At 60.4% G+C, this 19715-nt stretch carries 15 protein-coding genes; 12 read left to right on the forward strand and 3 right to left on the reverse strand.

Features of this window, described 5'->3' with window-relative positions:
- Window positions 1-28: 28 nt before the first annotated feature.
- On the reverse strand, window positions 29-193 hold the full coding sequence (locus tag PDO_RS28405; protein WP_160167043.1) for a hypothetical protein: 165 nt from the start codon (window positions 191-193) through the stop codon (window positions 29-31).
- Window positions 194-260: 67 nt separating this feature from the next.
- Here PDO_RS28405 and PDO_RS16570 point away from each other — a divergent pair, with 67 nt between their 5' ends.
- Both PDO_RS16570 and PDO_RS16575 read left to right on the forward strand, forming a co-directional pair.
- On the forward strand, window positions 261-1148 hold the full coding sequence (locus PDO_RS16570; RefSeq protein WP_007604341.1) for a GntR family transcriptional regulator: 888 nt from the start codon (window positions 261-263) through the stop codon (window positions 1146-1148).
- 156 nt (window positions 1149-1304) lie between these two features.
- A complete protein-coding gene (locus PDO_RS16575) occupies window positions 1305-2198 on the forward strand; it encodes an aldo/keto reductase (RefSeq protein ID WP_007604343.1) in 894 nt (297 codons plus the stop codon).
- A gap of 41 nt (window positions 2199-2239) precedes the next feature.
- Here the strand turns inward: PDO_RS16575 and PDO_RS16580 are convergent, their stop codons facing one another.
- A complete protein-coding gene (locus PDO_RS16580) occupies window positions 2240-3163 on the reverse strand; it encodes a helix-turn-helix domain-containing protein (protein WP_007604345.1) in 924 nt (307 codons plus the stop codon).
- Between the two features lie 151 nt (window positions 3164-3314).
- Between PDO_RS16580 and PDO_RS16585 the strand changes: the two genes are divergently transcribed.
- The 8 genes from PDO_RS16585 to PDO_RS16620 all read left to right on the forward strand — a co-directional run bounded on the left by PDO_RS16585 (window position 3315) and on the right by PDO_RS16620 (window position 13253).
- Window positions 3315-4547, forward strand: a complete 1233-nt coding sequence (locus PDO_RS16585) for an ABC transporter substrate-binding protein (protein WP_007604347.1) — start codon at window positions 3315-3317, stop codon at window positions 4545-4547.
- An 89-nt stretch (window positions 4548-4636) separates the two neighbouring features.
- A complete protein-coding gene (locus PDO_RS16590) occupies window positions 4637-5545 on the forward strand; it encodes a carbohydrate ABC transporter permease (protein WP_007604348.1) in 909 nt (302 codons plus the stop codon).
- Window positions 5545-6396, forward strand: coding sequence for a carbohydrate ABC transporter permease (locus tag PDO_RS16595; protein WP_007604350.1), 852 nt, complete (start codon window positions 5545-5547; stop codon window positions 6394-6396). Before PDO_RS16590 ends, PDO_RS16595 begins: the two co-directional genes overlap by 1 nt.
- Window positions 6393-8516: an alpha-galactosidase gene (locus PDO_RS16600; protein ID WP_007604353.1), complete on the forward strand. Its 2124-nt coding sequence runs from the start codon at window positions 6393-6395 to the stop codon at window positions 8514-8516. Before PDO_RS16595 ends, PDO_RS16600 begins: the two co-directional genes overlap by 4 nt.
- Window positions 8509-9600 (forward strand): ABC transporter ATP-binding protein, encoded by a 1092-nt coding sequence (locus tag PDO_RS16605; RefSeq protein ID WP_007604355.1) that lies wholly within the window; start codon window positions 8509-8511, stop codon window positions 9598-9600. The genes PDO_RS16600 and PDO_RS16605 overlap by 8 nt, the downstream gene beginning before the upstream one ends.
- On the forward strand, window positions 9600-11528 hold the full coding sequence (locus tag PDO_RS16610; protein WP_007604356.1) for a beta-galactosidase: 1929 nt from the start codon (window positions 9600-9602) through the stop codon (window positions 11526-11528). The genes PDO_RS16605 and PDO_RS16610 overlap by 1 nt, the downstream gene beginning before the upstream one ends.
- A gap of 124 nt (window positions 11529-11652) precedes the next feature.
- On the forward strand, window positions 11653-12462 hold the full coding sequence (locus PDO_RS16615; RefSeq protein WP_007604357.1) for an alkaline phosphatase family protein: 810 nt from the start codon (window positions 11653-11655) through the stop codon (window positions 12460-12462).
- Between the two features lie 74 nt (window positions 12463-12536).
- Window positions 12537-13253 carry an SDR family NAD(P)-dependent oxidoreductase gene (locus PDO_RS16620; RefSeq protein WP_007604358.1) on the forward strand — a complete coding sequence of 239 codons (717 nt, stop codon included), beginning with the start codon at window positions 12537-12539 and terminating at the stop codon, window positions 13251-13253.
- A 49-nt stretch (window positions 13254-13302) separates the two neighbouring features.
- On the opposite strand, the gene PDO_RS16625 is transcribed toward PDO_RS16620, so the two are convergent.
- A complete protein-coding gene (locus tag PDO_RS16625) occupies window positions 13303-15048 on the reverse strand; it encodes a glucan ABC transporter ATP-binding protein/ permease (RefSeq protein ID WP_007604360.1) in 1746 nt (581 codons plus the stop codon).
- Window positions 15049-15389: 341 nt separating this feature from the next.
- On the opposite strand from PDO_RS16625, the gene PDO_RS16630 reads away from it, so the two are divergent.
- A complete protein-coding gene (locus PDO_RS16630) occupies window positions 15390-16127 on the forward strand; it encodes a LuxR family transcriptional regulator (protein ID WP_007604362.1) in 738 nt (245 codons plus the stop codon).
- Between the two features lie 117 nt (window positions 16128-16244).
- Window positions 16245-19703, forward strand: a complete 3459-nt coding sequence (gene pyc, locus PDO_RS16635) for a pyruvate carboxylase (RefSeq protein WP_007604364.1) — start codon at window positions 16245-16247, stop codon at window positions 19701-19703.
- Window positions 19704-19715: the final 12 nt, after the last annotated feature.

A 19715-nucleotide genomic window follows, 5' to 3' on the forward strand; every position in this document is an offset into this window, starting at 1 on the left:
CTCCCTAAAGCCCGACCTTCAAGTCGGATCATTGCTTTTGTCTTTTATCTACAATAGACAGATTGACGTCAATGGCCATGATGCGGACAAAGCAGAAAACCGCACCGGCGAGGCAACGGGAGATGATCGAAATTTCGGGAAGTTCAGAATTTTCAAGCCTTTGCGCTTGATGGTTCTCTTTGGTGCCGATCAAGGGTAGATCGGGGCAGGGGCCCCGGATACGGATTCGGCGGTACAACCAACCCAGATACGGCAGACAGATGGCCAAGCAAAATACCGTCTTCAAGGATGCGTATAACCGCACACTGAAACTGATCGAGGAGACTGACTCCCTGCCGTCCGAACCGGAACTCGGCGGCGCTCTCGGTGTCAGTCGGACAACCGTGCGCGCCGTGCTGACGCGGCTTGGCGAAACAGGCCTGATCGTCTGGGACAAGCGGGCGAAAACGGTTTTGCGGCGGCCGAGTAAGAGCGATTATTTTCCGTCGGAGGAAACGGATTCCTTGTCGGAAATCATCGAGCGCAGCTTCATGCGCCGCATTCTTGCCGGCGGCGCGCAACCTGGCATGCAGATCAACGAGCTGGAACTGGCACGCGAGATCGGCACGGGGACGACGAGCGTTCGCGAGTTCCTGATCCGCTTCAGCCGCTTCGGGCTGATCGAGAAACGGCCGAACAGCCACTGGGTGCTGAAGGGGTTTACCCGCGAATTTGCGTTGGAGCTGACGGAAGTCCGCGAGATGTTCGAACTGCGCTCGGCGGCGCGATTTGGCCATCTGGCTGAGGATCATCCTGCCTGGGCCGAGTTGAAAGAGGTCGAGGCCCAGCATCGCGAACTGCTGGCGGATATCGACAAACGCTATTCCGAATTCTCCGAACTCGACGAGCGTTTCCATCTGCTGGTGCAAAAAGCGTCGAGCAATCGGTTCATCATCGATTTCTACGACATCATTTCGATCGTCTTCCATTACCATTACCAGTGGAACAAGACCAATGCGCGAGCCCGCAACGCACGGGCTCTGGAAGAGCATACCGACTATATCGACGCGCTGTTTTCACGGGATGCAAAGAAGATTGAGGAGGCTTGCCGGCGGCATCTGAAGTCGGCTCGCGAGACGCTGCTGCAATCGATCCAGGACGCGGAATGAGGGGCGAACCGTTGTGCTGCTCGTCGCGGCGGCGCGGAACTTGGCTATTGCCATGCAAACCCGCCTTGTCCTAACTCCTGCGGTCGGTGCAATCGCCTGTGGTCAGATGCCAAGCGAGTTGCCGCTTGTCTTTTATCGAAATGGAGTTCGCTGCTGATGGAACGCGTTGCCCTTAATCCTGATCTGTCATTGAGCAGGATCGTCTATGGCATGTGGCGGCTTGGCGAGGACCAGGACACCTCGATGGCTCATGTCCAGGCCAAGGTCGAGAGCTGTCTTGCGCAGGGAATCACGACAATGGATCACGCCGATATCTATGGCGGCTATACCATCGAGGCGATCTTTGGCGCGGCACTGAAGGCTGCGCCGCAGCTGCGTGACCAGATCGAGATCGTCACCAAATGCGGTATTGTTGCCCCGGCGGGGCGGCATGCAAGCGCCAGGGTCAAACATTACGATACGACCACTGCCCACATCAACGCTTCGGTCGAGGCCTCGCTGCGCGACATGGCGACCGACCATATCGACCTTCTGCTGATCCACCGGCCGGACCCGCTGCTCGACCCGGACGAAACCGGTTCGGCGCTGGATGCCTTGGTGGAATCGGGCAAGGTCAGGGCCGTTGGGGTTTCGAATTTCAGGCCATGGGACTATGCGCTGCTTCAGTCCTCGATGGAATCGACGCTGGTGACAAACCAGATCGAGATCAGCCTGATGGAGCCGCAGGCGTTTACCAATGGCGATCTAGCCTATCTGCAGGAGCGGATGATCCCCCCGATGGCGTGGTCGCCACTCGGCGGCGGCTCGCTGTTTGACGGATCGAAGCCGGAGCTGCTCGCACTGTTGAAGCGGATTGCCGGCGAGCAGGGTGTGGATGAACCGGCCGTCGCGATTGCCTGGCTGCTGCGTCATCCGGCGAAGATCATGCCGGTGATGGGAACTAATTCTCTGGCCCGGATCGCCCGGATCGGCGATGCCATGAAGGTGGAGCTTGATCGGCAGAGCTGGTTCGAGCTCTACTCGTTGGCTAAGGGGCATGAGGTTCCCTGACGACGGCCGCCACGGAATTTCATTCGCCGGCGGTCTCCGGATCACGTCGGCGCGCCGCCCTTGGAGCGCATGCGCTTGCGGAACGCGGTCGGTTTTTCGTTGAAGCGATCGCTAAAGGCTTCATAGAAGCGCGAAACCGAACCGAAGCCGGATTCGAAGGAGACATCGGTGATCGACAGGTCGGTTGCGATCAGCAGCGACTGGGCCGTATCGAGACGATGGCGGATGATCGCCTGGTTGATCGTCAGACCGACGGCACGCTTGAAGACGGACATCGCATAATTGGGATGCAGGCCGGCATCGCGGCCGACGTCTTCAGCCGAGATTTCATCCAGCGCATGCTCGGCAATATAGCGCAGCATGCGTTCGACATTCTCCACCCGTTCGCTGTCGCTATGGCCGAGGCTGGCAATCGCCGAGCCTTCCTCGCGCAGGTCGCGCCAACCATCGCGCTCGATGCGCAACACGCGGGCGGTCAGTTCGTTGCGGACAATTTCGCTGAGGCCCTCGTCGGCAGAGAGCAACTCCTCGCGCCAGCGCAGGAAGATGTCTCGGTCATAGGGACGAAGTTCTGTCGCCTCGATCATCGCGCCACGAAATACGGCGTCGCGAAACCGGGTGAGGTTGGCGAGGCCGAGGAAGAAGGACATCGGCACATAGAGGCATATGAAGCGAGTTCCCTCGGCGCGATCGATCACTTGGTGCGGGATCATGCCCCAGAACAGGCATAGACGGCCTTTGCCGACGGTCAGTTCGCGGCCGTCGAACCAGTAGGTCATATGGCCGTCCAGGACAAAATTGAGTTCGATCTGGCTGTGCATATGCGGCCCCGCCATGCGCTGGACGAAAAGGGCTTCGCCTGCACAAAAGCGATGGTCGCCGAAGATCACCAGCGGATGGCGCGGGTCGTGGTCGGGATGGACCGGGACAGATTCGTCCTGAACAACGGATTGCAGAGGCATCATGCTTAGGATCCCGGAGAAGTTACGCAAAAAGTCGGTAGATTATTACGGCTTTGCGGCTGATGATCAAGGTGAGCTGACTTGCATGTCCGGTGGGATCCGGATCGCACCAGCTCTGCCATATGCGATGCATACCGGTCATAGGGAGGAAAACATGACCCTTTTCAAGAGCCTGAGCGGGCTCGCGCTCTCCGTAGCGCTGTTCTCGACTGCCGCATTTGCCGGCGAAATCACCATCAATTCCGACCATTCCGATCCGGTGCCGAAGAAGGCGATGGAAGAGTTGATCGCAGACTTCCAGAAGGCCAATCCGGATGTGACGGTCAAGTGGAACAATTTCGACCACGAAGGCTACAAGTCCGCGATCCGCAACTTCCTGACGGCCGACGCGCCGGATGTGGTTGCCTGGTATGCCGGCAATCGCATGGAGCCGTTCGTCAAGGCTGGCCTGTTCGAGGACGTCACCGATGTCTGGACGGCCAATGGCCTCGACGAGCAGCTGAAGTCGTCGGCGCCGTCGATGACGATCGACGGCAAGAAATGGGGCATGCCCTATACCTATTACCAGTGGGGCATCTACTACCGTAAGGACATCTTCGCCGAGCAGGGCATCACCCCGCCGAAGACCTGGGCCGAGCTGCTGGCGGCTTCGGAAAAACTGAAAGCTGCCGGCATCACGCCGTTCACCATCGGCACCAAGGCCCTGTGGCCGACCGGCGGCTGGTTCGATTATCTGAACCTGCGCGTCAACGGCTACGAGTTCCACATGGAGCTGACTTCGGGCAAGGTTCCCTACACCGATCCGCGCGTGAAGGCTGTGTTCGAAAAGTGGGGCGAGCTGGTCAAGGCGGACTACTTCATCGCGAACCATGCTGCCATCGACTGGCAGGATGCCGTGCCGCAGCTGGTGCAGGGCAAGGCTGCCATGTATCTGATGGGCAATTTCGCGGTCGCCACTTTCAAGGAGGGCGGACTGAAGGAAGAGCAGATCGGCTTCCTGCAGTTCCCGGAAATCACCCCCGGCATTCCGGTGGCTGAAGAGGCTCCGACCGATACGTTCCACATCCCATCGGGTGCGAAGAACAAGGAAGACGCCAGGAAATTCCTAGCCTATCTCGCGTCTCCGGCGGCTCAGACCAAGATGAACGCGACGCTCGGCCAGTTGCCGGTGAACAATACCGCCGAAAAGCCGAACGATGTGTTCCTCGACGCCGGCTTCACCATGCTGTCGAATGCCCATGCGCTGGCACAGTTCTATGACCGTGACGCCCAGGCCGAAATGGCCAAGGCCGGCATGGAAGGCTTCCAGGAATTCATGGTCAAGCCCGACAATCTCGACCGCATTCTTGAGCGGCTCGAAAAGGTCCGCGCCCGCGTCTACAAATAAGGACCAAGGTCCTCCCGCGCCGGGTGCCGTCGACCTCGTTGTTTTCGGCATCCGGCTGCTATTCCCTTCCCGTTTCCAAAGGTGCCGCCGTGAGCAACGCCGTCTCCCCCTCATCCAGCTTCTGGAAGAAGAACCAGCAGAAGCTTGCGCCCTGGCTGTTTCTCGCGCCGGGCATGCTGATGTTCGTGATCTATGTCCTGGTGCCGATCTTCCAGTCCATCTGGATCAGCTTCCACGATTGGGACGGGCTGGGTGAACAGGTCTGGATCGGGTTCGACAACTATGTCGAACTGCTCGACGACGACACGTTCTATGTCGCCCTGAAGAACAACCTGATCTGGCTGGTGCTCTATCTGCTGTCGATCCCGGCGGGTCTTGCGGCCGCGCTGTTCCTCAACCAGACGGTCACCGGTATCCGGCTCTACAAGTCACTGTTCTTCTTTCCCTTCGTGATCAGCCAGGTCGTCGTCGGCCTGATGTTCACCTGGTTCTATGCGCCGGATTTCGGTCTGTTCTCCAAGCTGACGGAATGGCTGACGGGCGAGCAAATCGCCGTGCTCGCCGACGAGCGATTCGTCACCTACGGCATCATCGTTGCCGGTCTCTGGCCGCAGACGGCCTATTGCATGATCCTCTATCTGACGGGTCTCAACAACATCAATCCCGAGCAGGTGGAAGCCGCCCGCATGGACGGGGCCAAGGGCGTCAAGCTTTTGTGGAACATCATCCTGCCGCAGCTCGGACCGGCAACCTTCATCGCCATGGTGGTGACCGTGATCGGCTCGCTGCGTTCCTTCGACCTCGTCTCGGTCATGACTGCCGGCGGTCCCTACGGTTCCAGCCAGGTGCTGTCCTATTTCATGTATGAGCAGGCGCTGTCGGAATACGGTTTCCGCATGGGCTATGGCGCGGCAATCGCCGTCGTCCTGTTCCTGATCATGATGATCTTCATCTCGCTGTTCATCGTGCGCATGCTGCGCCAGGAAAGGAACGCCTGATGTTCCCGACACCCATCGAAAAAGCCTCGCGCTTCGTCCAGACCGGCTACAAGATCCTGCTGCCGGTGGCGCTCTTTCTCTGGCTGCTGCCGCTGATCGGGGTGGCGATCACCTCGGTGCGCCCGGCGGGCGACCTGGCGGCCGGCAATTATTTCGGCATTCCGTCGGCCTTTGCCGGGGTCGAGAACTATACCGCCGTATTCCGCGATTCACCGATCGGCTGGTACATCCTGAATTCGTTCAAGGTGACGATCCCGACCGTGATCGGCGCGGTGGCGCTGTCGTGCCTGACCGGCTTTGCGCTGGCGGTCTACAGGTTCAAGAGCAACCTCGTGCTGTTCTTCCTGTTCGTCGCCGGCAATTTCATTCCGTTCCAGATTCTGATGGTCCCGGTGCGCGATATGACGCTCAGGGCCGGCCTTTACGACACGACGATGGGCCTCGTGCTCTTTCATGTCGCCTTCCAGACCGGTTTCTGCACGCTGTTCATGCGCAATTTCATCAAGGGTCTGCCGTTCGCGCTGATCGAATCGGCGCGCGTCGAGGGCGTGTCGGAATGGCGGATCTTCCGTCATATCGTGCTGCCGCTGATGCGGCCGGCAATCGCGGCGCTTTCGGTTCTGGTCTTCACTTTCGTGTGGAACGACTACTTCTGGGCCACCGTGCTGGTCCAAGGCCAGCATGCGATGCCGGTGACTGCGGGTCTTTATTCGCTGAACGGACAGTGGGTCGCAGCCTGGCATCTGGTTTCCGCCGGCTCGATTGTCGCGGCGCTGCCACCGGTCGCCATGTTCTTCCTGATGCAACGGCATTTCATTGCCGGCCTGACGCTTGGAGCCACCAAGGGATGAGTGAAATCGTAACCGTCGATGAAATTGTCACAGTTGACTCTGGCCAGCTTGCGCTCAGCCTGCGCCTGCCTGATCTTGGCATGCCGGAAATCCTATCCTTCGGCACGGTCCCGGTCGAGGTCGATCCGCTGTTCGACATCGAACGTTCCAGCCGCGTGAACGGTATGGATATCGCCGTGCCGACATCGGTTTTGCTGCCAACCGGCGGCATGGGCTTCTTCGGCTGGCCAGCAATTTCAGGGCATCGGGCAGGGCGCGATTTCGTCGCGCAGTTCGGCGGCTGGTCGGTCGAGCGCGACGGCAACCGCACCGTTTTGAACGGCGCCGACATGGTGGCAAAGCTCGGCATCACCATTGCGCTCTCCGCCCATGCGTCCGGCCTGATCTCGATGGCGACGGAACTGACCAATCTGGGCGATGGCGATTACCAGCTCGACCGCTGCATGGCCGCGACCTTCCTTGCGCCCGCCGGCGATGTGCAGTTGATGAGCTTTACCGGCATCTGGGGCCGCGAGTTCCAGACGCGCCGCGAATTGCTCGGCAATGGCACCTGGATCCAGGAAAGCCGGCGCGGCCGGACCTCGCATGACCGTTTCCCGATGCTGTTTATCGAGAGCGAAACCCAGGTCTTCGGCGTGACGCTCGGCTGGAGCGGCAATCACCAGATGGTCATCGATCGCACCGACGACGGCCAGCGGCTGGTGCATCTGGGTGAATTGTTCGAGCCGGGCGAGATCGTTTTGCAACCGGGCGAGAGCTACAAGAGCCCGATTGCCTATGCGGGTGCCGACAGCCAGGATTTCCACGCCTTCGTTCGTGACGAGCTGACCCAATGGCCAGGCGGCAGGATGAGTCCGCGTCCGGTGACGCTGAACACCTGGGAAGGCAATTATTTCGACCACCAGATGGGTTCGCTGAAGGCCCAGGCGACGGCCGCGGCCGAGCTTGGCATCGAGCGTTTCGTGCTCGACGACGGCTGGTTCGGCAAGCGCGACAATGACACGACCAGTCTCGGCGACTGGGACATCGATGCGCGCAAGTATCCCGATGGCTTGAAGCCGCTGGTCGATCATGTGACGGGTCTCGGCATGCAGTTCGGCATCTGGTTTGAGCCGGAAATGGTCAACCCGGTGTCCGAACTCTACAAGGCGCATCCGGACTGGGCGCTGCAGATCGAGGGGCGTCCGCTGCTTGAATCGCGCACCCAGCTGGTGCTCGACCTGACGCGGCCGGAAGTGTCGGACTACCTGTTCGGCAAGATCGATGCGGTTCTGGCCCATCATGCCGTATCCTATGTGAAGTGGGACATGAACCGGGACCTCACCCATGCGGGCGGGCGTGATGGCAAGGCGAAGATCGCCGCGCAGACGCGTGCCGTCTATGCGTTGATGGACCGGGTCCGCACGGCACATCCGAATGTCGAGATCGAAAGCTGTGCGTCCGGTGGCGGCCGTATCGATTATGGCGCGCTGGCGCGCACCCACCGCGTCTGGACCTCGGATTGCACCGATGCGCTGGAGCGGCTGGAAATCCAGCGCGGCGCCTCGGTTTTCGTGCCGCCGGAAATCCTCGGAAGCCATATCTCGGCCTCGCCGAACCACCAGACTGGGCGGCGCCATACGCTGTCTTTCCGCGCGCTTGTCGCGATCGCCTATCATCTCGGCGTTGAACTCAATCCGCTGGAACTGACCGAAGACGAACGGTCGGAACTCAAGGTCTATATCGAGGCCTACAAGCGCTTGCGCGGTCTGTTGCATGCGCCGGGTGCCGCGTTCCGGCTGGAGCCGATCGATGGACGTTATGTCTGGGGTGCGGCCAGCGCTGAGAAGATCGTCGTGATCGTGGCGCAGGGGCCGCAGATGGTCGGCGAACAGCCAGCACCGCTCAGGCTGCCCGACAGCATCACGGAGTTCGGTGGCACGTGGCGGATCGCCAATGTGCTTCCGGCCGCACCGCAATTCATCCGTATCTCCGAGGGGCAGACGAAACTGTTGGCCGGCGAGATCAGCTTCCAGTTGTCGAGCACCAGCCTTGCCGGCCTGCCACTGCCGATGCTGATGCCGGAAAGCGCGCTGCTCCTCGAACTCGAACCTTTCAAGGGAGGCAAGACCCATGTCTGATGTGCGCCTGCGCGACGTCAAGAAACAGTTCGGCGCGCTCAGCGTCATCAAGGGCGTCGATCTCGACGTCGAGGATGGCGAGTTCTGCGTCTTTGTCGGCCCGTCCGGCTGCGGCAAGTCCACGCTGCTCCGGATGATCGCCGGTCTCGAGGAGATCACTTCCGGCTCGCTGGCGATCGGCGGCCAGGACATGACCAAGGTCGGCCCGTCCGAGCGCGGCGTCGCCATGGTGTTCCAGTCCTATGCGCTTTATCCGCATATGACGGTGGCAGAGAATATCGGCTTTGGTTTGCGCATGACCGGTCACTCCAAGGAGATGATCGCGGAGCGGACGGCTGTTGCCGCCAAGATGCTGCAGCTCGAGCCATTGCTGGAGCGCAAGCCCGGCCAGCTTTCGGGTGGCCAGCGCCAGCGCGTGGCGATCGGCCGCGCGATCGTGCGCAATCCGGAAGTCTTCCTGTTCGACGAGCCTTTGTCCAATCTCGATGCGGCTTTGCGCGTGCAGATGCGCGGCGAGTTGTCGAAGCTGCATCAGGACCTGAAGTCGACGATGATCTATGTCACGCATGATCAGGTCGAGGCGATGACGATGGCCGACAAGATCGTCGTGCTTTCGGCCGGAAAGATCGAGCAAGTCGGTTCGCCGCTCGAACTCTACCACCGGCCGAACAATCTCTTCGTTGCCGGTTTCATCGGGTCGCCGAAGATGAACTTTCTCAAGGTGCAGGTCTCGGTCACCGATGGCGCGGTTTTGGTTGGTCTGCCCGGTGCCGAGATCTCCATACCAACACACGGCGTGACGGTGCCCGCCGGCGAGATGACCTTCGGTATCCGCCCCGAGCATATCGATGCGACGGGCAAGGGTGACGTCGTGCTCGAAAGCACAGTGAACCTTGCCGAATATCTCGGCTCCGAGACGCTGTTCTTCGTCACGCTGGCCGATGGATCGGAACTGTCGCTGAAGGCCGATGGCCTGGCGCGCGAAAAGCCGGGCGACAGGCTGAAGATCGGCATCAATACCAAGGCCTGCCATCTGTTCAACAAGGATGGCATGGCCGTCATCAACGGGGATCTCACGCGATAATGCTGGGCGTATGTTACTATCCGGAACACTGGGACGAAACACGCTGGACTGATGACGCCCGGCGCATGGTCGAGCTTGGCATTTCTTTCGTTCGGATCGGCGAGTTCGCCTGGTCGCGGCTTGAGCCTTCGCGCGATACATTCGACTTCGGCTGGCTCGACCGGTCGATGGATATTCTGACCAAGGCCGGTCTGAAGATCGTGCTCGGCACGCCGACGGCAACGCCGCCGAAATGGCTGGTCGACGAGCATCCGGACATTCTGCCCTATGATGAAGACGGCAAGGTTCGCGGCTTCGGCTCGCGCCGGCACTACACGTTTTCGTCCGAGACCTGGTGGCGCGAGAGTGCGCGCATCGTCGAGATCGTGGCCGCGCGCTACGGCAATCATCCGGGTCTCGTCGGCTGGCAGACGGACAATGAATATGGCTGCCATGACACGACGGTGTCCTGGGGGGGTGAAGACCTGAAGAGCTTCAAGCGCTGGCTGAGGTTGCGCTACCAGTCGACGGACCAGCTTAACGAAGCCTGGGGCTCCGTGTTCTGGTCGATGGAGCTTGCGAGCTTCGACGAGGTCATGCTGCCGAACCTGACGGTGACGGAGCCCAACCCGGCCACAAGGCTCGATTTCTGGCGCTTCCATTCGGACCAGGTCGCGGCCTATGACAAGATGCAGTGCGAGATCATCCGCAAACATTCGCCGGGGCGCTGGATCACCCATAATTTCATGGGCTTCGTTTCGGATTTCGACCACTTCAAGGTTGGCGACAATCTCGATCTGGCGTCCTGGGACAGTTATCCGATCGGTTTCGTCGAGAAGTTTCCCTTCTCGGAAGACGAGCGCAATCGCTGGGCGGAAACCTCGCATCCGGATATCGCGCCCTACCACCACGATCTCTACCGCGCTGTCGGCAAGGGCCGTTTCTGGGTGATGGAGCAGCAGCCGGGACCGGTCAACTGGGCGCCCTGGAACCCGGTGCCGAAGCCGGGCATGGTGCGGCTCTGGACCTTTGAAGCGCTGGCGCATGGCGCCGACGTCGTCAGCTATTTCCGCTGGCGCCAGGCACCGTTTGCGCAAGAGCAGATGCATGCCGGTCTCAACCTCGCCGGTCTCGACGAGCTGTCGCCGGGCGGGATCGAGGTGCTTCAGGTGGCCGAAGAGTTGAAGGCGCTCGGGCCTCTGCCGGAGACGGGCAGGGCATCAGTTGCGCTGGTGTTCGACTACCAGAGCTACTGGACGACGATGATCCAGCCGCAGGGCAAGGACTTCCGCTACGAGGAACTGTGCTTCCGCTGGTACGAGGGTCTGCGCCGTCTCGGTCTCGACATCGATTTCGTCCGGCCGGGCGCGTCGCTGGAGGGCTACGCGCTGGTTGTCGTTCCCTGCATGACCGAGGTCGACACGGCGACCCAGTCGGCGCTGGAAAAGGCGACCGGCCATGTGCTGATCGGGGCGCGTACGGGTTCGCGCGACAGGAATTTTGTCATTCCGGAAAACCTGCCGCCGGGTCCGCTCGGGGCGCGAACCGGCAATCGTGTCATCCAGGTCTCGACGCTGCGGCCGGGACTTTCGGATGCGGTTTCGGGCGCTGTTTCCGGTGCCGGTATCCGCTGGCGCGAATATCTGGAGACGTCCGCCACTGTTCTCGCCCGCTTTGCGGGCGGCGATCCGGCGCTGACCGAGAAGGACCGGATGCTCTATCTCGCCTGCTGGGCCGATGAGGCCTTGCTGGCGAGCGTTCTGACGCTTGCGGCGGAAAGGGCTGGTCTCTCCACCCTGGCGGTGCCGGATCACATCCGCATCCGTCGTCGCGGCGACCTGACCTTTGCCTTCAACTATGGCACCGAGGACTGGGCGGTTCCCGCCAGCGCAAAGCTTGCGCTCGGCGAGGCCGTTCTCAAGCCACAGGCGGTTGTCGCCTGGCGTTAGTTGCCTGGGTCTTTTTACCGGCGTCAAAAGCGGTTCAGATCGAAGATCATGGGAGGGGCGCCACGGGTGCCCCTCGTTGATTTTGGCCCTTGCCTTCGCGGCCGGTCATGGCAAGTTGCGCGCCATGACAAAAGTGATCCTCATCGTTCTCGATGGCTTGCGCTATGACGCGGCCCGCAGTTGTCTCGGATATATGGAAGGCCTGGTGCAGGCGGGCATGGCGGAGGTGCGCAAGCTGACCTGCGAGTTGCCGGCGATGTCGCGGCCGCTCTATGAGACGCTGTTGACCGGGCGGCGTCCGGTGGAGCACGGCATCGTCAGCAATGGCGTGGTGCGGCGTTCCGAGGGCGACAATCTGTTTGCCCGCTGTCGGGCTTCAGGCAAGGTCACGGCTGCCGCCGCCTATCACTGGGTGTCAGAACTCTATGTTTCGTGTCCGTTCGACCGCCATCGTGACCGTATCCTGGTGAATGGCGACGGTGATATCATGCATGGGGTCTTCTATTGGGACGACCACTATCCCGACAGCCATCTGTTTGCCGATGCCGATTGGCTGATCTCCAGCCACAGCCCCGATTTCCTGCTGCTGCATCCGATGAATGTCGATGATGCCGGTCACCGCCATGGCGGCGACAGCGTCGGCTATCGCAACGCCGCGCGTGTTCAGGGCGATCTGCTGGCGCGGCATCTGCCTGGCTGGCTGGCGCTCGGATACAAGGTCATCGTCACGGCCGACCACGGCATGGGCGACGACGGCAATCATGCAGGGCCGACGCCGCAGGAGACGCATGTGCCGTTTTATGCGCTCGGCTTTCGGCTGGGTGCGGAGACTGTCCTGCCGCAAACCGAGATTGCCGGCCTGATCTGCCAGTTGATGGGCGTCGATGCCGGAGAAATGCCGTCTTATCGAGGGCCGCTTGAAATTCTGGCCTGAAACCCGTGCCGCGTGATCCGGAATCGCTTTCGGCACCGTAGTTGTCCGTAGACTATGTCGATCGGGAGCGGACCATGGCAGACTTTACCGGCATGACCTCGCTGGAGCCAGGCTATACGGCACTTGTGCTGGGCGCGAGTGGCGGCATTGGGTCTGCCTTCGCCGAGGTATTGGGTGCCGATCCTCGCTGCGGCGAGGTGGTTCGCCTGTCGCGCAGTGTCGATGGCTTCGACGTTGCGGATGAGGATAGTGTCGCTGGCGCTGCCGTGCGGCTTTCCGGTTCCGTGGGCCGTTTCGACCTGATCCTCTGTGCAACAGGGGCCTTGACGATCGAAGAGATGGGGCCGGAAAAGGCGATCAAGGCCATCCGGCCCGACACGATGGCGGCGCAGTTCGCGGTGAACGCGATCGGTCCGGCGCTGGTATTGAAACATTTCTCGCCGCTGCTTGCCAGTGATCGCAGAAGCCTGTTTGCGGCGCTCTCTGCCCGTGTCGGCTCGATCGGCGACAACAGGCTGGGCGGCTGGATTTCCTATCGCGCGGCCAAGGCGGCGCTGAACCAGATCGTCCGGACCTCGGCGATCGAGATTGCCCGGACAAGGCCGAAATCCGTTGTCGTCAGCCTGCATCCGGGGTCCGTGGAGACGGGGCTGTCTTCTGCCTATGCCAAAGGGCACGACCGCCTGCCGCCGACGGACAGCGCGATGATGATGCTGTCCGTGCTCGACAGGCTGGAGCCCGCACAGAGCGGTTGCTTTTACGCCTATGATGGCCAGCCGATCGACTGGTAGGTCAAACCACGGCGGACTGAACGCCCACTTCCTGCCTGTCTCGGCACGATCAGATTGACGGAGACGTCTCTTCAATCAGCAGGCCGCTGGTCCGCAACAGCGAGGTGAAGCGACCGCCAAGAGCGCTTAACTGATCGTAATTGCCCATCTCGATGATCTTTCCATGATCCAGGAAGACCACCAGGTCGGCTTCGCGGATGGTCGAGAGGCGGTGGGCGATGATGAAGGTGGTGCGGTGCTTGCGCAGCCGGTCGATCGCCTGTTTCACCCGTGCTTCCGTTTCGACGTCGAGCGCGCTGGTTGCCTCGTCGAGCACCAGGATCGGGGCGTTCTTCAAAATGGCGCGCGCAATCGCGATGCGCTGGCGCTCGCCGCCTGACAACCGGTTGCCACGCTCGCCGACAACTGTGTCGTAGCCGATCATGCGGCTTTCGATGAAATCGGTGGCAGCGGCGGCCTCTGCCGCCTTGATGATGTCTTCTTCGCTGGCATCCTCGCGGCCAAGGCGGATATTTTCCTTGATCGAGCGGTTGAGTAGGCCCGCATCCTGGAAGACCGTGGCGATGGCGTGACGCAGCGACTTGCGGGTAATTTTTGCAATGTCGTGGCCGTCGATCAGGATCTGGCCAGATTGCGGCTGGTGGACGCGCTGGAGCAGGTTGATCAGCGTCGTCTTTCCAGCACCCGTCGGGCCGACGATCGCGACCGTCTGGCCTGCCTGAACGCGGAAGGAAACGTCGCGCACGCCCTGGGTGGTGGAGGCGAAGTCGAAGGACACATTGCGGAATTCGACGTCGCCTTTCACATTGTTCAGTTCCGTCGCCCCGATCGATTCCTCGCGGTCCTGAACGGCGTCTTCCAGCTGGTAGAAGTCCTCGAGCTTCGAGCGCGCCTCGAAAATCTGGTTGGCGAAGGTGATCATCTGGTCGAGACGGGCAATCAGCAGACCGGCAAAACCGGTAAAGGCGATGACATCGCCGACCTTGAGCTGGCCGCTCTGGACGAACATCGTGCCGATCACCAGGATGATCAGCATGGAGAGCGTCGAGGCGATCCGGTTCAACGCACCGGCAATCGCCCACCAGTCTAGGACGGGATACTGGGCTGCGAGAAGTTTCGTCGTGTATTCCTTGAGCGCCCGGGTTTCGGCTTCAATGCGGTTGTAGCTGTGCAGCACCGAAACGTTGCTGATCGAGTCGCTGACGTGGGAAAAGACGGTGTGATAGTGGCTCTCGACCGAGGCCTGACCTTCTTTGGTGCGGTTCATCACGGTCTTGCCGATGATGACGTACAGAATGGCGAGCACGATCAGCACCGAGGTCAGGCGAACATCCATCGAAAATGCGGTTGGTATCAGCAGCGTCAGGGCAACGGCGGTTGCAAGGTGGGTTCGCATGAATTCGAGCCAGAGGCCGAACAGCGTCTCGCCGGCGCGCAGAAGCGTATGCAGGGCGTTCGAGGTGCCCCGTTGCTGATGCCAGCGCAGGGGCATCGAGATGATCTTGCCGAAGGACTTGGTCAGCAGGTCGGCGCGGCGGCCATGGGCGAGGCGATCGGCCTGTCTGGCAACGAGCACATAGGCGACCGTGTTGAAAATGCCGAAACAGCCCCAGGCGATCAAAATCGAGCTCGCGTCACGCTTCTCCGATATCGCATCGATAATGCGGCCGAACAGAATGGGCTCGATGATGGTTATGGCCGCGAGAACGACGTTTGCGAGCACAACAAAGGACACACGCAGCCGATAGGTCGCAAGATATTTCAGGGCCTTGAAATATACCTGTATCAGGGACAATCGCGTTTACCTCCAGATGGATGCTCAGTGGTGATCTGCTTCAAACGGTTTTCGCTTCGTCTGACAAGAGGAAAGCGCTGGATTCCTGCAATGGCTGTACTGGTTGAGGCGATCCGGGCAGAGGCGATCCCAGCAGGCTGGCGATACTCGCAGTAGCCGATGTACCGGCAGAAACCGGATGATCCGTTTCATGCAAGCCCTACGAAATTTTGTGGTCGATTTTTAATACCCTCCTAACGCAATATGATAATATTTGTTCATATTGCGTTGGTTCATTCAGAATGACGAGCCTCGTGGCTTTTTCGTGATTTTATAAGCACACAGTTATTCAGGGGGTCTGGGTGAATATTAACCAGCTATTGCATTTTTTGGTCGTCGCGGATGAATGCAGGTCAGCGACCGAGGTCGTGGAAGAGCTGGAAAAACTCGTTGCCGCTTATGGATTCGACTATTACGGGCTGGTGCGGCAACCAAAGCCTGACGAAAATCCGCTGGAGCTTGTGCTGTGCGGGCGCTGGCCGGAGGGCTGGCCGCAGATTTATATTGCCAAGAAATATGTGCTGATCGATCCGACCATCCGTTATCTGTCGCAAGCGCAGTCGGGCTTTCGTTGGCGTGACACGGCTCATGCTTTCCGTGCCGATCCGCATCGCAAGCGCATGGAGCGCATGTTGATGGACGGCATGCGTTTCGGCCTGCTCGACGGTTACATCTTTCCGGTGCATGGCCGGACCGGTCTGCTCGGCAACATGACCGTCGGCGGAAAGCCGATCGATCTGTCGCCGATCGAAATCAGCCTGTTCGACGCGGTGGCAAAAAAGGCCTTCTGGCGGTTGCTTGAACTGACCCGGGAAGGGGATGTGGATTCTGCGAAGGCGATCGACGCGCGAATGACCCGACGGGAGATGGAAGTGCTCAGCTATCTGGCCGATGGCCTGACCTCGAACGAGATCAGCAAGATCCTGAAAATCTCCAATCACACGGTGGATTGGTACATGAACGGTATCCAGGACAAGCTGAACGCTAAGAACAGGCAGCATGTCGTGGCGCTTGCCTTCCGGCTCGGGCTGGTAACCTGAGGACGACGGCAAATTTCAGATAGCCGCTCAAGGTAAATTGAACTTCCTAAAACAACGCGCTATGAATTTTCTTCGCAGGTGCACAATGCCCTGGCATATCGTTTTGGGGAGACCGAATTGCCAATATCCAAGATCCTTGTCGCCAACCGTTCCGAAATTGCAATCCGCGTGTTTCGCGCCGCAAACGAACTGGGCATAAAAACGGTTGCGATCTGGGCGGAGGAGGACAAACTGGCTCTCCATCGCTTCAAAGCGGACGAGAGTTACCAGGTTGGTCGCGGCCCACATCTGGCCCGTGATCTTGGACCGATCGAAAGCTATCTCTCCATCGAGGAAGTGATCCGCGTCGCCAAGCTGTCGGGTGCCGATGCCATCCATCCAGGCTATGGGCTGCTGTCGGAAAGTCCTGAATTTGTAGACGCCTGTAACGATGCAGGTATCATTTTTATCGGCCCCCGTGCCGATACCATGCGCCGACTCGGCAACAAGGTGGCGGCACGCAACCTTGCGATCGAGATCGACGTGCCGGTGGTCCCGGCGACCGAGCCGCTGCCGGACGATATGGCGGTCGTCGCCAGGATGGCCGAGGAGATCGGCTATCCGGTGATGTTGAAGGCCTCCTGGGGCGGCGGCGGGCGCGGCATGCGCGCCATCCGAGATCCGAAGGATCTGGCGAGGGAAGTCACTGAAGCCAAGCGCGAGGCGATGGCCGCTTTCGGCAAGGACGAAGTCTACCTGGAAAAGCTGGTCGAGCGGGCCCGCCACGTCGAAAGCCAGGTTCTCGGAGATACCCATGGCAATGTCGTGCATCTGTTCGAGCGCGACTGCTCCGTCCAGCGCCGCAACCAGAAAGTCGTCGAGCGTGCTCCGGCTCCTTATCTGAGCGAAGCGCAGCGGCAGGAACTGGCGAACTATTCGACGAAGATTGCCAAGGCGACGAACTATGTCGGCGCCGGGACGGTCGAGTATCTGATGGATATGGATACCGGCAAGTTCTACTTCATCGAGGTCAATCCGCGTATCCAGGTCGAGCATACCGTGACCGAGGTCGTGACCGGCATCGATATCGTCAAGGCGCAGATCCACATTCTCGATGGCTACGCCATCGGCACACCGGAATCGGGCGTGCCGCGCCAAGAAGACATCAAGCTCAACGGTCATGCGCTGCAGTGCCGCATCACCACGGAAGACCCGGAGCAGAACTTCATTCCCGACTATGGCCGCATCACCGCCTATCGCGGCGCGACCGGTTTCGGCATCCGCCTGGACGGTGGCACGGCCTATTCCGGTGCGGTCATTACCCGGTTCTATGATCCGCTTCTGGAGAAGGTCACCGCGTGGTCGCCGAGCCCGGAAGAGACGATTGCCCGCATGCACCGGGCGCTGCGCGAATTCCGCATCCGTGGCGTTGCCACAAACCTGACCTTCCTCGAGGCGATCATCACGCACGAGAAATTCAGGGACAACACGTACACGACGCGTTTCATCGACACGACGCCGGAACTGTTCCAGCAGGTCAAGCGCCAGGACCGTGCGACCAAGCTGTTGACCTATCTCGCCGACGTGACCGTCAACGGCCATCCGGAAGCCAAGGGCCGGCCGAAGCCGTCTAAGGAAATCGCCGAGCCGGTGGTGCCGTTCACGCCGGGCGATATTCGTCCGGGCACGAAGCAGAAGCTGGACGAACTCGGTCCGAAGAAGTTCGGTGAATGGGTACGGGCGCAGAACCGTATTCTTGTGACCGACACGACAATGCGTGACGGCCACCAGTCACTGCTGGCGACCCGTATGCGCACCTATGATATCGCCCGCATCGCAGGGACCTATGCGCGCGCACTGCCGAACCTGTTTTCGCTGGAATGCTGGGGTGGTGCCACCTTCGACGTTTCCATGCGCTTCCTGACGGAAGATCCTTGGGAACGGCTGGCGAAGGTTCGTGAAGATGCGCCGAATCTCCTGCTGCAGATGCTGCTTCGTGGCGCAAACGGCGTCGGCTACAAGAACTATCCTGACAATGTGGTGAAGTATTTCGTCCGTCAGGCGGCAGCCGGCGGTATCGATGTGTTCCGTGTGTTCGACTGCCTGAACTGGGTGGAAAACATGCGCGTTTCGATGGATGCGGTGGCCGAAGAGAACAAGATCTGCGAAGCGGCGATCTGCTACACCGGCGACATCCTCAATTCGGCGCGTCCGAAATACGATTTGAAATATTACACGTCGCTTGCCGCCGAACTCGATAAGGCGGGTGCGCATATCATTGCGGTCAAGGACATGGCCGGCCTGCTGAAGCCGGCTGCGGCGCGTGTGCTGTTCAAGGCGCTGCGCGAGGCGACAGACCTGCCGATCCACTTCCACACCCATGATACATCCGGCATTGCTGCTGCAACCGTGCTTGCGGCCGTCGAATCCGGTGTCGATGTCGTCGATGCGGCGATGGACGCCCTGTCGGGCAATACCTCACAGCCTTGCCTTGGCTCGATCGTCGAGGCCCTGCGCGGCACGGAACGCGACCCGGATCTCGATCCGGAATGGATCCGCCGGATTTCCTTCTACTGGGAAGCGGTCCGCCACCAGTATGCGGCTTTCGAAAGCGATCTCAAGGGACCCGCATCCGAGGTCTATCTGCATGAGATGCCCGGCGGCCAGTTCACCAATCTCAAGGAGCAGGCGCGCTCGCTGGGTCTGGAGACCCGCTGGCACGAGGTAGCGCAGACCTATGCCGATGCCAACCAGATGTTCGGTGATATCGTCAAGGTGACGCCGTCGTCGAAGGTCGTCGGCGACATGGCGCTGATGATGGTCAGCCAGGACCTGACAGTAGCCGATGTGGTCAATCCGGCCAAGGACGTTTCCTTTCCGGAATCGGTCGTGTCGATGCTGAAGGGCGATCTTGGTCAGCCTCCGGGCGGCTGGCCGGAAGGCCTGCAGAAGAAGGCGCTGAAAGGTGAAAAGCCCTATACGGCGGTTCCAGGCTCCCTGCTGGAGGAAGCGGATCTCGTGGCAGAGCGCAAGGCGATCGAGGACAAACTCGAGCGCAAGGTCGATGACTTCGAGTTTGCTTCCTATCTGATGTATCCGAAGGTTTTCACCGACTATGCGCTGGCGGCCGATACCTATGGTCCTGTCAGTGTTCTGCCGACGCCGGCCTATTTCTACGGTCTGGCTTCGGGCGAAGAGCTGTTTGCCGACATCGAGAAGGGCAAGACCCTGGTCGTGCTCAACCAGGCGCAGGCCGAAGTTGACGAGAAGGGCATGGTCAAGGTGTTCTTCGAGTTGAATGGCCAGCCGCGGCCGATCAAGGTTCCTGATCGCAATCGTGGTGCCTCCAGTGCCGTTCGTCGCAAGGCGGAAGCCGGCAATGCGGCGCATCTCGGCGCACCGATGCCGGGTGTTATCTCCACCGTTGCAGTCACCGCCGGCCAGACGGTCAAGTCGGGCGATGTGCTGGTGTCGATCGAAGCGATGAAGATGGAAACCGCACTGCATGCGGAAAAGGATGGCACAATTGCTGAAGTTCTGGTGCGCACCGGCGACCAGATCGATGCCAAGGATTTGCTGATCGTCTACGGCGCCTGACATTCCGTTTGG

Source organism: Rhizobium sp. PDO1-076 (assembly GCF_000247475.1).
Lineage (GTDB): Bacteria > Pseudomonadota > Alphaproteobacteria > Rhizobiales > Rhizobiaceae > Allorhizobium.

Coding starts and splice junctions, on each gene's coding strand:
- PDO_RS16570 (WP_007604341.1), top strand. CDS start 261: ATGGCCAAGCAAAATACCGTCTTCAAGGATGCGTATAACCGCACACTG.
- PDO_RS16575 (WP_007604343.1), top strand. CDS start 1,305: ATGGAACGCGTTGCCCTTAATCCTGATCTGTCATTGAGCAGGATCGTC.
- PDO_RS16580 (WP_007604345.1), bottom strand. CDS start 3,163: ATGATGCCTCTGCAATCCGTTGTTCAGGACGAATCTGTCCCGGTCCAT.
- PDO_RS16585 (WP_007604347.1), top strand. CDS start 3,315: ATGACCCTTTTCAAGAGCCTGAGCGGGCTCGCGCTCTCCGTAGCGCTG.
- PDO_RS16595 (WP_007604350.1), top strand. CDS start 5,545: ATGTTCCCGACACCCATCGAAAAAGCCTCGCGCTTCGTCCAGACCGGC.
- PDO_RS16600 (WP_007604353.1), top strand. CDS start 6,393: ATGAGTGAAATCGTAACCGTCGATGAAATTGTCACAGTTGACTCTGGC.
- PDO_RS16605 (WP_007604355.1), top strand. CDS start 8,509: ATGTCTGATGTGCGCCTGCGCGACGTCAAGAAACAGTTCGGCGCGCTC.
- PDO_RS16610 (WP_007604356.1), top strand. CDS start 9,600: ATGCTGGGCGTATGTTACTATCCGGAACACTGGGACGAAACACGCTGG.
- PDO_RS16615 (WP_007604357.1), top strand. CDS start 11,653: ATGACAAAAGTGATCCTCATCGTTCTCGATGGCTTGCGCTATGACGCG.
- PDO_RS16620 (WP_007604358.1), top strand. CDS start 12,537: ATGGCAGACTTTACCGGCATGACCTCGCTGGAGCCAGGCTATACGGCA.